The 12,596-nt window shown below is 45.9% G+C and carries 12 protein-coding genes and 4 pseudogenes; 8 read left to right on the plus strand and 8 right to left on the minus strand.

Features of this window, described 5'->3' with window-relative positions:
• The first annotated feature begins 1 nt into the window (after window position 1).
• Both rhuM and DXA05_RS22745 read left to right on the plus strand, forming a co-directional pair.
• Complete coding sequence (gene rhuM / locus DXA05_RS22740; protein WP_007564633.1) at window positions 2-838, plus strand: RhuM family protein; 837 nt, start codon at window positions 2-4, stop codon at window positions 836-838.
• A 241-nt stretch (window positions 839-1,079) separates the two neighbouring features.
• Window positions 1,080-1,717, plus strand: a pseudogene (locus tag DXA05_RS22745) (recombinase family protein).
• A gap of 274 nt (window positions 1,718-1,991) precedes the next feature.
• Here the strand turns inward: DXA05_RS22745 and DXA05_RS22750 are convergent.
• The 4 genes and pseudogenes from DXA05_RS22750 to DXA05_RS22765 form a co-directional block, all read right to left on the minus strand.
• Window positions 1,992-2,483: pseudogene (locus tag DXA05_RS22750) on the minus strand (HAMP domain-containing sensor histidine kinase); the annotation flags it as partial.
• Window positions 2,484-3,359 (minus strand): radical SAM mobile pair protein B, encoded by an 876-nt coding sequence (locus tag DXA05_RS22755; RefSeq protein ID WP_004329298.1) that lies wholly within the window; start codon window positions 3,357-3,359, stop codon window positions 2,484-2,486.
• Window positions 3,356-4,024 carry a radical SAM mobile pair protein A gene (locus DXA05_RS22760; protein ID WP_004329299.1) on the minus strand — a complete coding sequence of 223 codons (669 nt, stop codon included), beginning with the start codon at window positions 4,022-4,024 and terminating at the stop codon, window positions 3,356-3,358. Before DXA05_RS22760 ends, DXA05_RS22755 begins: the two co-directional genes overlap by 4 nt.
• A pseudogene (locus DXA05_RS22765) lies at window positions 4,021-4,796 on the minus strand (MBL fold metallo-hydrolase). Before DXA05_RS22765 ends, DXA05_RS22760 begins: the two are co-directional and overlap by 4 nt.
• A gap of 130 nt (window positions 4,797-4,926) precedes the next feature.
• Here DXA05_RS22765 and DXA05_RS22770 point away from each other — a divergent pair.
• Window positions 4,927-5,826 (plus strand): AraC family transcriptional regulator, encoded by a 900-nt coding sequence (locus DXA05_RS22770; RefSeq protein WP_004329302.1) that lies wholly within the window; start codon window positions 4,927-4,929, stop codon window positions 5,824-5,826.
• A gap of 47 nt (window positions 5,827-5,873) precedes the next feature.
• Here the strand turns inward: DXA05_RS22770 and DXA05_RS22775 are convergent, their stop codons facing one another.
• Window positions 5,874-6,062: a hypothetical protein gene (locus DXA05_RS22775; protein ID WP_005775886.1), complete on the minus strand. Its 189-nt coding sequence runs from the start codon at window positions 6,060-6,062 to the stop codon at window positions 5,874-5,876.
• A gap of 23 nt (window positions 6,063-6,085) precedes the next feature.
• Between DXA05_RS22775 and DXA05_RS22780 the strand changes: the two genes are divergently transcribed.
• Window positions 6,086-6,745: an AraC family transcriptional regulator gene (locus DXA05_RS22780; RefSeq protein WP_004329304.1), complete on the plus strand. Its 660-nt coding sequence runs from the start codon at window positions 6,086-6,088 to the stop codon at window positions 6,743-6,745.
• Between the two features lie 21 nt (window positions 6,746-6,766).
• Here DXA05_RS22780 and DXA05_RS22785 read toward each other — a convergent pair whose 3' ends face one another.
• The 3 genes and pseudogenes from DXA05_RS22785 to DXA05_RS22800 form a co-directional block, all read right to left on the minus strand.
• The gene (locus DXA05_RS22785; RefSeq protein WP_005868790.1) at window positions 6,767-7,714 is read right to left on the minus strand and encodes a relaxase/mobilization nuclease domain-containing protein; all 948 of its coding nucleotides are present in this window, start codon (window positions 7,712-7,714) and stop codon (window positions 6,767-6,769) included.
• Complete coding sequence (locus DXA05_RS22790; protein ID WP_005868789.1) at window positions 7,711-8,103, minus strand: MobC family plasmid mobilization relaxosome protein; 393 nt, start codon at window positions 8,101-8,103, stop codon at window positions 7,711-7,713. The genes DXA05_RS22785 and DXA05_RS22790 overlap by 4 nt, the downstream gene beginning before the upstream one ends.
• Window positions 8,104-8,217: 114 nt before the next feature.
• Window positions 8,218-9,476: pseudogene (locus DXA05_RS22800) on the minus strand (IS1380 family transposase); the annotation flags it as partial.
• On the opposite strand from DXA05_RS22800, the gene DXA05_RS22805 reads away from it, so the two are divergent.
• From DXA05_RS22805 to DXA05_RS22815, 4 genes are all read left to right on the plus strand, one after another.
• Window positions 9,458-9,631, plus strand: a complete 174-nt coding sequence (locus tag DXA05_RS22805; RefSeq protein WP_224201638.1) for a hypothetical protein — start codon at window positions 9,458-9,460, stop codon at window positions 9,629-9,631. The pseudogene DXA05_RS22800 and the gene DXA05_RS22805 overlap by 19 nt on opposite strands.
• 203 nt (window positions 9,632-9,834) lie before the next feature.
• Window positions 9,835-11,043, plus strand: a complete 1,209-nt coding sequence (locus DXA05_RS22810) for a hypothetical protein (protein ID WP_005868786.1) — start codon at window positions 9,835-9,837, stop codon at window positions 11,041-11,043.
• Between the two features lie 623 nt (window positions 11,044-11,666).
• On the plus strand, window positions 11,667-11,858 hold the full coding sequence (locus DXA05_RS26575; protein ID WP_165861550.1) for a hypothetical protein: 192 nt from the start codon (window positions 11,667-11,669) through the stop codon (window positions 11,856-11,858).
• 29 nt (window positions 11,859-11,887) lie between these two features.
• Window positions 11,888-12,596 (plus strand): JAB domain-containing protein (locus DXA05_RS22815; protein WP_128859657.1); only part of this gene is annotated, 709 nt, incomplete at its 3' end.

Genomic DNA, 12,596 nt, shown 5'->3' on the forward strand with positions numbered 1-12,596 from the left:
AATGGAACAGGGAGAAATCATATTATACCAGCCGGATGAAGCGGTCAAGTTGGAAGTGAGGCTGGAAGATGAAACCGTTTGGCTGACACAGGCGCAAATTGTGGATCTTTTTCAATCCAGCAAAGCAAATATAAGCGAGCATATAAAAAACATATATGATCAGAAAGAATTAGAGGAAAGTTCAACTGTTCGGGATTTCCGAACAGTTCGACAGGAAGGCAAACGGCAAGTGATGCGCAATCTGACTTATTACAATTTGGATGCGATCATATCCATTGGGTTTCGTGTCAATAGTAAAAGAGGTATTTTATTTAGGCAATGGGCGAATAAGGTTTTAAAGGACTATCTTTTAAAAGGGTATTCCATTAATAAACGTTTGTCAGAACTTGAAAGGACTGTCGCTCAACATACCGAGAAGATAGATTTTTTTGTGCGTACTGCCTTGCCCCCGGTCGAAGGCATTTTTTATAACGGCCAGATTTTCGATGCGTACAAGTTCGCTACCGATCTGGTAAAGTCGGCCAGGCGTTCGATCGTGCTTATCGACAACTATGTGGACGAAACGGTCTTGCTCATGTTGAGTAAACGCAGCGTCGGTGTCTCGGCCACCATTTACACCCAGCGTATCACGCAGCAACTCCAACTTGATCTTGACAGGCATAACAGCCAGTACCCACCTATCGACATCAGGACGTACCGGGACAGTCACGACCGTTTCCTGATCGTTGATGAAACGGACGTGTACCATATCGGAGCCTCGTTAAAGGATCTGGGGAAAAAGATGTTCGCTTTCTCAAAGCTGGATATTCCGGCGGCTGTGATTACTGACCTGTTATAATATCCTTTGTCTTATGAATGGGCTGTCGCAAAAGAAAAACCCGTTCTTGATGAACGGGTATATCCTTGACTTGGTTACGTGTTTTGATAACAGAGGCTTTACCAAGCATTACAATGCAAAGATAGTAATTATAGGTTAATTAGCGAATTTCTTTTTTGGATAGATCCGGAAATAATGCCTCCTTGAAAGAGGTGGATAAGGTGATTAAAACAATAGATAAGGAAGAACAAAAGCAAAAGGGATGAATGTGGTTATTTATTCACGTGTAAGCTCGCAGTCGGCCAGGCAATCGACCGAACGGCAGGTTGTCGATCTGGAGAGGTTCGCAGCCGGACGGGGGTACGAGGTGACGGCGGTCTTTGAGGAAAAGATAAGCGGACGAAAGGCCAATATCGAACGCCCGGTTTTAAGCCGTTGCCTGGAATACTGCACAGATCCGCAGAACCGGGTGGATATGTTGTTGCTGACCGAGATCTCACGCCTGGGGCGTTCAACCCTGGAGATCCTAAAGTCACTCGATACGCTGCACACGCATAAAATATGCGTGTATATTCAAAACCTGAACCTGGAAACGTTACGGCCGGACAAGACGGTAAACCCCTTGTCCTCTCTGATCACTACCCTGTTGGGGGAACTGGCCGCGATCGAACGCCAGGGGATCATCGACCGCCTTAATAGCGGACGGGAGTTGTACATCCAGAAAGGGGGCAGGCTGGGACGGAAGCCGGGAAGCCGGAAAACGGCCGAACAGAGGAAAGAGGAATACCGGGAGCGATCGCCTTGTTAAAGAAAGGCTACTCGATCCGGAACGTGGCGAAGCTCACGGGAAAGGCCGTTTCGACGATACAACAAGTAAAAAAAGACTTCATTAGTAGCTGATTATCGGAACAAATATTGTATTTTTGCAACAAATACGAGTAAATGCACATAATTAAAAACGAGTATTTACACGTGTCTAAAAACGAGTATTTGCACGAAAATAATCAGAATCTAAATAAAAACGGTTATGGCAACAATGGCGGAGAAAATGGCGGCTTCACTGGAGGAATTAAGAAAGCTCCAGGAGAAAGACCGCTGTGTCGTCCTGCAAGGGACGGCCGAGATAGGGAGGACGCATTTAACCCGGCTGTTGGATAACGGCTGGTTGCAGGAAGCCTAATCCGAAGCCGTCTTTTGCGGCGGCATTTGAAAGACGTTCAAATGCACCGAATACTCGTTGTTGCTCATCTTCGGTCATGCCCGTACCGGTATCTTCAACGATAAGTTTCAGCAAACCGTTATCATAATCCGCTGCCAATGATACACTACCGTTATCCGTGAACTTGATGGCGTTTGACAACAAGTTGTTGCCGATTTGCAGGATACGTTCCTTGTCGGTCAAAACCACCGCATCGGTGTGGCTCTCCACTATCAAAGTCAGCCCCTTGTTCATGGCAATGGGCATGAACTCCGTTTCAAGAATATGCGTGATTGCGGAAATCCTGCAAGGGGAAAGGTTGGGTTGCTCCTTGCCGTTGTCCAGACGGAAGAAATCCAGCAGCGTGTTGAGCATCTCCCGCATACGCTCGGAAGATTGCCGGATATTATCCACATACATGGTGCTTTTATCCGCGCTACAACTTTTCTGCATCAGTCCGGCATAGCCTCATTTTGTCAATCGTATTTTTTCGTGGTAGAAGTAGTTTACGATGACAGGTTTGCCTTTTTCCGAGCGTCCGTATGGCAGATCGTTTATACGATACGGGAAGCCCTGCTCCTTGGCGTAATTTGAAATGTCCTGCTCCAATGCCTGCCAGTATTCAAGCCTTTTTTTATTGTAAATTTCCTCGTAAAGCGGTATGAGGTCAGGATACTTCTCACGGATATACGTCATTATCCCGCCTTTGAACTGCCCGCGTAAATTCAGGTTTTCAAGCCAGATTAAATCAGCATAATCTTTTACCTCCTCTATTATTGCCTTTACGTCTGTTATTCTGGGGAATATGGGCGAGACGAAGCATACGGTGCGGATACCTGCCTCGTATGTCTGACGCATCGCTTTCAGACGGCGTTCAATGCTTACGGCGTTGTCCATATCTGCGCAGAACTGCTCGTCGAGCGTATTGACAGACCATGACACAGTCACTTTGGGAAAACTCTTCAACAGGTCGAGATCGCGAAGGACAAGATCGGACTTTGTGCATATCATAATCTCGGCATCGCTTCCTCGCAGCTCTTCGAGCAGCCTTCGGGTACGGTGGAATTCTTCTTCATACGGATTGTAACCGTCCGTCACAGACCCTATTACAACACGTTCACCGTCGTATTTATGAGGATTCGTTATCGGCTTCCAGTTTTTTACATCTAAAAACGTACCCCACGGCTCGGTGTGCCCGGTGAACCGTTTCATGAACGATGCGTAGCAATACCTGCAGGCGTGGGGACACCCTACATAAGGGTTGACCGAATATCCTCCCACCGGCAGAGAGGATTTGGTCATTACACTCTTTACATCTATTTCCTTTATTGTATCCATATTCATTGTATTCGTCTGGTAAATTGTTCCGGCAATTCCTGAATCATTCTTTCGTCGCCCATAATCGGCAGCAAATCCTCTTTCATGAACACCGGTATGCCATGAGCCTTTGCCTGTTCTGCAATGCTAAGCACCCATTCGGGGCGCGAATATGACTTTCCTTTTCGGTTTCCGGTCTCTGTGCCTATGACAATCCAGTCAATTCCCTCGAAATCAATCTCGCCGATATCATCGAAGAGAGGTTCAAACGTGACATGGTAGTGTCGTGCTTTGATATTCTTTTTCAAATCATCAATCCTCCTTTTCTCGGAACTGCGCGTAACGGTCACGCCCATCCATACGTTCTCGTCGTCAGAGGAGAAACTGATTTTGTCAGGGCGCTTCGTCAGAAAGATATAGGCGTGCTGGGGATTGCTGCTGATCCGCTCGAAAATTTCTGCGTTCCATTCAGGCTTCCAATCGGAGAAATCGCTCATTCCTGTCATGAGCCACACATGAGGACGGGACGTATCGATGATGCGCAGTTTTCGTTCCATGTATTCAGGCACGGAAAAGTCGTCGGTAATGTGGAAACGGCGGCAGTTGTTACGGGCATAGCAGTAAGGGCATCCTATAGTGCACCCTACCACTATGTTCATGTTTTTTATCAGGGATTTAATGCAGACACTCATAACACAACTGTTTCTCCGTCCTCCGGGATAATCAGCCGGCTCATGTCGGCTTCGTGATGCGTTGCCTCATTGCGCAGAATTGCACGGGTGGTCTGGCAATGGTCGATGGCATCCATGTGTACGGCTATCAGCTTGATATGCGAAGGCAATTCGTCAAGTATCTGCATCACTTCGTTCTCGTCGGGGATGATAGGACCGTCCGTTTTGGAAAATTCGGGAAAGATTGCACCTCCGGAGTTTACCACGATATAGTCAGGATTGAACCGTTCCACGGTGTCTCGGATACATGCTTCCCATCGGCAGTCACCCATTATATAAACGGTCGGGAAGCCCTCGGCTTTTAGCACATAACCTGATACAGGTCCCATCATCTGCCCGATCTGCCCGAAACCATGATGTCCGGTCGTGCGGTAAATGGATATGCCGTCTATTGTTTTTATTTCTTCGATGGGTATCACATTTGTAAATCCGTCGTTTCTGATGGCGTCCGCGTCCTGGGGCTGAACGTAGAAAGGAATTTCTTTGGGCAAATGTGTGGGGACACTCGGCTCGTAATGGTCGATGTGATTGTGGGTCAGGAGCACCATGTCCACGCCTCCGATAATATCCTGAATAGGATGGTGAGGTGTACCCTCGGTGTTTTATTCACACCGAGGGCCGATATCAAAGTGCCTTTGTCGGCTAAAACGGGGTCAATTAGCATGGTGTGTCCCGCATACCTGATTTTCAAGGTGGCATTGCGCACCAATTGTACTGTAGATGTCTTTTTCATGACTATATGTCTTGTTATTGATTACGGGTGCAAAGTTCGGAAGAATCCGGCGAAACATCTATGCCTGAAAAAACGGTAATTATGCCATTTTGATAAATGAAATTATTATCTTTGCAAAAACGACAAGGATATGGACGAGATAATCAACCCTGATCGACTGGTCAGCGTACCGTTCAACAAGACACGCTGCGGCGTGGATTTTTACATCAATACTGCCATAAACAAGGACATCGGACTTGTGCTGACAGAAAACAAGCGGTTTAAGACAGACTTCTTCAGCTTCTACTTTTTCCGTAAGGCAAACGGATATTTGCTACTGAACTTCCGCAAGATTGAACTGCGCGACGGCATGGTTCTCCTGCTTTCACCCCATCAGCAACAAGAGTGGCATGTAGATGAGACGGCGTTGGATTACACGTTCCTTATATTCCGCGAAGATTTCATGCGTACTTTTATCGCCGACAAGTTCTTCGTTTTTCGCCTTTTGTATTGTTACCAGACAGATACGCCGCCTTACATCAATGCCACACATGACGAAATGAAGGAATATATGCGGCTGCTCGGAAAGATTAAGTATGAGCTGATGAATCCAGTGTCCGATACGTACAATATCATTGTTTCCTTACTATATTATCTTTTGCTGATTATCAATCGTACATACGCTGCCGCCTATTGCTTGCCCGCTGAAATTGCTAAAAACAATTTCGCTTTTCGGTTCAAGGACTTGTTGGAACAGAATATCCGCACCCACCAGCGGGTGCAGGAATATGCAGACATGCTTCATGTCAGTCGCATCACACTCAATAACTCAGTAAAAGCCCAATTCGGAGTATCAGCTACCCATTTGATAAAACAACGTCTGCTTGAGGAACTGAAGAACGAATTGCTATTCTCCAACCGCACTGTCAGTGAAATGGCGGATGATTTCAATTTCTCTGATCCGAGCCATCTCATGCGCTTCTTCAAACAGCAAACAGGCAAAACATTTACTCAGTACATGACGGATTACAATAAAGGCATATACGAATAACTTCTTAATATAGTCGATAGCGGCTATCGAAATATGGTTGTTGATGTTCAGGCGTTTTTGTACTGCATGAACCATTTTACGATTTCTGGATCTTCGTGCGAGCCGAGTAAGAAAGGCTTGTCGGTATCCAGCGTCTTTATCCGTGCCATGTCGTCGGCCGACAGGGTGAAGTCTAATATGTCGAGATTCTGCTTCATGCGTTCCGGTTTCACAGACTTAGGAATAATTATGCACACTGATATTTATCGCGCCCGGACAGGTGTTCGGTGCGGAAGATGACGGCATGCAGTTCCAACCAGATGGCTACCTGCTTATGTTCCATCCCGACCTGCTGCGGAATACACCTCTCGGGCGGATAATGCGTGAATATTCGTTCTTTTCCTACGAGACAAACGAGGCATTGCACCTTAGTGTGGAAGAACGGCAAATCATCATGGATTGCTTCCACAAGATTCAATATGAATTGAACCATCCGATACACCGTCACAGCAAGAACCTCATCACAGACAGCATCAAGACGTTCCTTGATTACTGCACACGTTTCTATGACCGTCAGTTCATCACACGCGACAACCAAAACCGAGACATCCTCGCAAGATTTGAGCGGTTGCTTGACGAATACTTCCATGATGGGGCTGCTAAACGGATAGGCTTGCCCACTGTACAGTATTGTGCAGACAAGCTCTGCCTCTCGCCCAACTATTTCAGTGATTTATTGAAAAAAGAAACAGGTTCAACCGCCCTGCATTTCATTCATGACAAGTCTATTGAAATAGCCAAGACGGAACTTGCATCTACAGACGACACCGTTAATGAAATCGCCTATAATCTCGGTTTTCAGTACCCGCAACATTTTACCCGACTGTTCAAGAAAGAGGTAGGTTACACTCCGAATGAATATAGAGCGCAAGTGTCGTGAGAATTGGATTAGTACAGAATATTAGAACCCAACACCTCTCTTGCGCTTAACTTTCTTCCTTCTGCGAAGTATATCCACCATTTCCTGATTGGCTTCCGCATCAGCAGTGTTATAAGATGAGCCACTGCTTTTTAGCAATCCCCAAGAGCCGTTGAACAACTCGCTTTGTGCCGTGCCGGACGGTGCGCTTGGTGTAGCCGTTTCATATATTCCGGCTGTTATTCCCATACGTTCCCTGCATCTGTTGTGCTGCAAAGCCGCGTCAATCTTGGAATAACTGAAACGCCTGTCCACTTTGGAGCCGTTGAAATGGTAGCCATTCATGGAGAATACAACACCCTGCACCTCGCTGGTCTGCCCCTTATGCTTGAAATGTACTTCCACTCCCTGCCGTTTCAGGTTGGCGATAAGCACGTTCCAGTTGCCGCATCTGCCGACTTCCATTTTGATGATGTCGTAAAGCGCATATTTCGTCCTGTCTGGCTCTTTCAGGCGGTTGCGTTTGACATTGTCCTTTCCGCCAGCCATATGCAAGCCGTATTTCAAGGTCAATTCCTTGCAGATGCGGGTACTGCGCAGACGCTCGTGCCTGTCCGATATGGTATTGCCGTTGTTGTCTATGCGGTTGAAAGCAATATGCACGTGCGGATGCTCCTTGTCGAAATGCTGGGCGATGAAGAACTGCGTATTCTTGATTCCCATCCGTTCCATATATTCAAGCGCGATGCCTGCCATGATACGGTTCGTCAGCCGTAACTCATCCTCTTTGGAAAAACTCAACGCGATATGTCCGACAGGTTTTGTCACCTTATCGTTCATCCGTGACTGGGCATTGAAACTCATGGCGATAGTTTCCAGATTTTCCATAAACAAGCCTTCGCTTGCTACTATCTGCGTATCCTTCTTCTTGTCGATGATGTAATCCACCGCACCCTTGAAGTCGCTTCCTTTTACGATTTTCGCCATCATATCCCTATCTTGGTTATAAGTTCATGAATCCTTGCCACTGCCACCTTGCAGTCCCACCGTTCATCGTGGAAGCCTCCGGCGTTTGCCTTACGCGCAAGCTGGTTGAGATTGTTAGCCATGCCGCAGAGTTGGCGGATGTATCCGGCATGTTCCTCCGACAGCCGTTCTTTCACATGACCGTTACGGAAACATTCCCTCATGTACTCGCTTGGTGATACGCCCGCCTCATGCGATCGTGTCAGCAGGCGGAAGTAGTCGGCTGCCGTCATTTTCACTGCGATACGGTATTTCAGTTTCTCGGTTGCTGTTAATTCTTTGTATTTTCTTACCTGCCTCAAATCCGCAACTAAGCCCTTCAACGTCCTTCTTGCGTGTACACGTCCTCTCATTACTGAATTATCAGATAAATTGAGGCAGAAACACCCACTTCTGCCTACAACATCCCCTTACCCCACAATGCGACTTGAGACAATACGCAGTATCATACCCATAAGTTGTAGGCGTTATCCAAAATCAGTCTGAAAAATATCTGCGTAAGCATTGTTACAGGTATAGATATTCAGCACATACCGCCTTGATGTCCTGATCCACTTGGCTGGTACAGAGATAAACCTGAAGACAAACGCTTTTATGCGACTTGTTGCATTGAGTCCGAACCTCTTTACGTCAAGTCTTTGGATAATGGCCTTGTAGAAGTTACGGATAAGTGCTGTAAGAAGAAGGAACACAGTGTTCTCGGCCATGAAGGATTTGGGCAATCTGTCCCACCCGAAACCATTGTTCATATCATCAAAGATACGTTCCTTTCCTCCACGAAGGTTATAGAACTCGACAATTTCTCTTACGGAAGATTCATAGTCGTTAGTCAGGATACAACGGTATGTGTATTCTCCTTCCCAAAGATCCTGCACACCATCCATCCGTTTCTGTCTTTGAATCACAAGTCGGTATGCTTTACCCTTCCACTTCTCAACAAGGATAGAGTTCAATTCAAACTCAATGCCATTGATTTCCTCAGTCTTCCAGCCTCTGAGAGCAAATATGTCATTGTAGAGCGAACTGCAGCGGTTAGTGCGGATATAGAAGGACTTGCAGTGTTTCTCTATTTCCTCCACGATTTCCTCGGAACATGATCCGCAATCAGCTCTGAAACGATTGATAGTGAGCCTGTTCTGTTCAAATCTCTCAAAGAACCTCTTCAGCGTGTCCTTCTGATGAAACGAAGGTTTTCGTTAAGCCAGATGAGCAGAGCTAAGTTTACTTAAGCTCTGCCATGGCGAGAAAACGTGCCATGAAATGGAACTTTTGTGTTACCATCGCTATTCTCAATGCCAACAATCAAGTCACCAATAACCGCCACGCCAGGGCGATAACCAGAGAACTTCTTGTATGTAGGCTTTGCATCATACTTCTCACCCTCTTTCAGTTGGTCAGATGCAAACATACAATTGAGCAGTAAAGTATTGAGAGTGTCAGCCGTGTTGAAATCGTAGTTCTTACCCGTATCTGATGTGTATGAGATGTTTTCTTGCGTCAGTTCCTTTATCGCTCTGAGGATAGTATCAGAACTACAAGTATGAAGTGTCGGATGAAGCGAGAGATGGTTCATCAAATGAGTAGTGACATCCTCAATACATGAGCCACCACAGAAGTAGATACTCATGAGAGAACGGATGATTTCGCTGTACTGATAACCTAACGATCTACACCTTAGACCGAGGGTTGAGTCGATTACAGATGACAATGTGGAGTCAAATTGCTCATCAGGTAGGGCGGAAGGATTTCGAGGAATTTGGACGACGCATAGGGTTGGGCAATAAATTGATAAAGCGTGAGCTTGATGAGTTTGTCAAAGAGAAACCATTGGTGCAAGTATTGATAGACCGTTCCTTTTTATCGGAAGAACTGAAAAAGTAATATAGGATGTCTATGGGGTACAGGTGTAAGATGCTTTCTTTCTGATGAAGGGCGGATAAAGCATTCTTCAGGAAAGTACTTCTCCTTTTCCCATACCGGTCATACCGTTAAAACTGATTGATAATTATGACGCGTATGTTGGCCGGTATGCCTATCTTTGTGGCAATGAAAACAGAGAAAGGATTGATTTTGTAAGTATTATCATGGCAAAAGAACTGATTCGTGTCCCTAGGGTGCTTGGGGAAAGCTATAATTCCGTGCTGATTGAACGGTTGTATGAGGCAGGTGGAAATGTCATGCTCGATCTGATCATATACCTGGGCAGCTATCACCTCAAAGACTTGTTCGGGACTTCCTGGTTCTCCGTAGAAGACTTCTGCCGTAAGATGGGGTATGACCGTACCAACTTGCAGCGCAAGCTGGATAGCCGGCAGCTCGCGGCCATGTTCGGAAAGAATATGCAGCCGGAATATGTATGTACCGACACGGCAGGACAGAGAATCAGCCATCCTATCGAGACGGTTTTTGAGGCGGCTCTCTATAAACTGGGATTGGAGAACCTCTGCTATCCGACCATTGGCGAGGATGGCCGTACATCCTATAATTTCGTGCAGATCTTGAAACGTTTCGACATAATGACCGATTTCAAGACGAAGAAGTCAACGAAAAGGCTGTACTCGGCAGTGGTAAGCCCGGAGATAAAGAATTTCATGTTCTCGCTCTATAACCTCTTGGAACTTCAGGATTACCGTAGCCTGCCCAGCCGTTACCGCTATTTCTATCTGGAACTTTCCAAGATGGTTTACCTGATCAAGTATAAGACCACCAAGAATGAGGCTCCTTTTTATGTGCTGACAGTCGATCAGCTGGCTAAAAAGCTCGGCATAGAGATTGCCGAACCCAAAGACCGGAAAAAGAAGGTCGCCTCGATACTGAAAAAGATGAATACTTACCTGAAATATACCAATTTCAATTTCTCTTTTGTGAAAGGCGATCATGAGAGATGGGCATATACCGTGTTGTTCTCGTTTCCTAGGCATACGCTGCACTATTTTGATGAAGGACAATATGCTGTCGTGGTGAAGAAATTCTATAAGAACCTGCTTGGGCTGTATGTCGAGATTGCCTACCCGGACACGGATATGGCTGTCAGGAGGAAGAAGATCAAAGAGGTGGAGGAAGATGCCGGACTGTATAAAGAGTTCCTTTTATGGGCAAACTCCCCGGAAAGCGTAGAAAAGAAAAAACAGATATATATCAGTGATTTCGTGGCTGTATTCGGCAGGTTTCCGGAAGGATGGGCACAGGAAGAGTTGGAGAGTGCCAATGGAACGGAAGTTGCTCCTGCTCCTGAAGAGTTCATATCTCCGGAGACGGACGGGGCGGTGAACATGGACGATCCAGCTGTGTAGAACCGTCCACGTTTCACGGTTTTTTATAGAATTAGTTGTGTAGAAGTGTCCCTATTGGGGTGATTAGATGTGTGGAGTCATCCGCTTTGCCTGTTTTAGTTGTGTAGAAGTGTCCCGTTTGTTGCTTCTAGTTGTGTAGAACCGTCCACTCCTTTTGCTTTAGTTGTGTAAAAGCGTCCGGTTTCACTTGTCAGCTGTGTAAAACCGTCCACCCGTTAATGAAGGGAATAGGTAATCCCTGTTTTTTTTATATGTCGGTATATCAGTGAAATAAAAGAGAGAAATTTTTAAATAAAAGGTATCGGCTGTGTAAAACCATCCACCAAAATACATAATAAAGACCTAAACTCCTAACCCCTTTAAATATCCCCAAAGCGATAACATAGAAATGACTGGGAAAATAAATTTTCCCTTCACATGCCCTATACGTACTTTCGGAAAAAGATTTTTCGGAAGTATGTGTTGATTTTCACGTTTTTTTATATGATTGGAAGGCGGTTCTGTTCATCTTCTGTATCCGAATTAGTTTTTCAGGGCGTTCCCTTCTGACCGGGCTATTCGTTGCAAGTCCTCGTTACCCTCCAGGCTTTTCCCTGCTATCCCTAACGCTCTACGCTCCGGCTATGCCGGAAGAGAGGTATGATGATTTTTTCCTGACTGATAGGAACATTGCGAAGGTAGGCGTGGCCGGAACGCCCGATATTGAAAAGCCAAATCTCCATCCTCCCATTCCGGGAGGTAGTATTTACCAGTTCAATCCCGTTCTGATCCGTCTTTCCCGCTTTCTCTTCAATGCACTGTTCCCAATCAGTTGAGGAAAAATTTATGGTTGGGGCGACAAGCGATGTTTGCGAGTATTAATCTTTTAATTTTTGGCAGTATGAAAACGAAGAGAACCGTATTTGAAGTGAATGACGTTTATCGGGTGATGGAAAACAGCGAGTTGATTTATACCTTGACGAACAGTGAGAAACTGAAACGTGAAGAATATAAGTATGAACAGATGGAAATAGAAGGATTGTGCTTGTCTGATGTACTGGAAACACTAACACCCAGCCGTAAAAAAGTCGCTTATGCGGCGATTGAGCTATATAAACGGCTGAAAGAAGGGCAAGTTGAAAGTCCTGCGCTTTTATCCAGCAATAATGTTTATAAAATGATGCATCCTGTTTTGTGCGATATAGCTACTGAAGAGATGTGGGTGCTGTTGCTGAACAGTTCGTCCAAACTCATCCGTAAAGTCCGTATCTCATGCGGCGGGATAAATACCGCCCCTGTGGATATACGGGTTATCATGAAGCAGGCATTGTATTATAACGCCGTATCTTTTATCATGGTACATAACCACCCATCAGGAGCACGCAAGCCCAGCAGTGCGGATGACCGCTTGACGGAAGCAGTTAAAAAAGCCGCTGAAACATTAGACATCCGTTTGGTTGACCATGTGATTGTGGCAGGCAATAACTATTATAGCTATGCGGACGAGGGAAGATTGCAAAATAGGGTAAGGTGGGACGGGAGAAATCCCGTCTGCCCGGGATTTCGGCTTCGGG

Source organism: Bacteroides sp. AM54-2NS, from assembly GCF_003602935.1.
Lineage (GTDB): Bacteria > Bacteroidota > Bacteroidia > Bacteroidales > Bacteroidaceae > Bacteroides > Bacteroides xylanisolvens.

Excerpts from the sequence above, each read along its gene's own strand:
- rhuM (WP_007564633.1), top strand. The coding sequence starts at position 2 with ATGGAACAGGGAGAAATCATATTATACCAGCCGGATGAAGCGGTCAAG.
- DXA05_RS22755 (WP_004329298.1), bottom strand. The coding sequence starts at position 3,359 with ATGAATATGGATACAATAAAGGAAATAGATGTAAAGAGTGTAATGACC.
- DXA05_RS22760 (WP_004329299.1), bottom strand. The coding sequence starts at position 4,024 with ATGAGTGTCTGCATTAAATCCCTGATAAAAAACATGAACATAGTGGTA.
- DXA05_RS22770 (WP_004329302.1), top strand. The coding sequence starts at position 4,927 with ATGGACGAGATAATCAACCCTGATCGACTGGTCAGCGTACCGTTCAAC.
- DXA05_RS22785 (WP_005868790.1), bottom strand. The coding sequence starts at position 7,714 with ATGATGGCGAAAATCGTAAAAGGAAGCGACTTCAAGGGTGCGGTGGAT.
- DXA05_RS22790 (WP_005868789.1), bottom strand. The coding sequence starts at position 8,103 with ATGAGAGGACGTGTACACGCAAGAAGGACGTTGAAGGGCTTAGTTGCG.
- DXA05_RS22805 (WP_224201638.1), top strand. The coding sequence starts at position 9,458 with ATGTGGAGTCAAATTGCTCATCAGGTAGGGCGGAAGGATTTCGAGGAA.
- DXA05_RS22810 (WP_005868786.1), top strand. The coding sequence starts at position 9,835 with ATGGCAAAAGAACTGATTCGTGTCCCTAGGGTGCTTGGGGAAAGCTAT.
- DXA05_RS26575 (WP_165861550.1), top strand. The coding sequence starts at position 11,667 with ATGCCGGAAGAGAGGTATGATGATTTTTTCCTGACTGATAGGAACATT.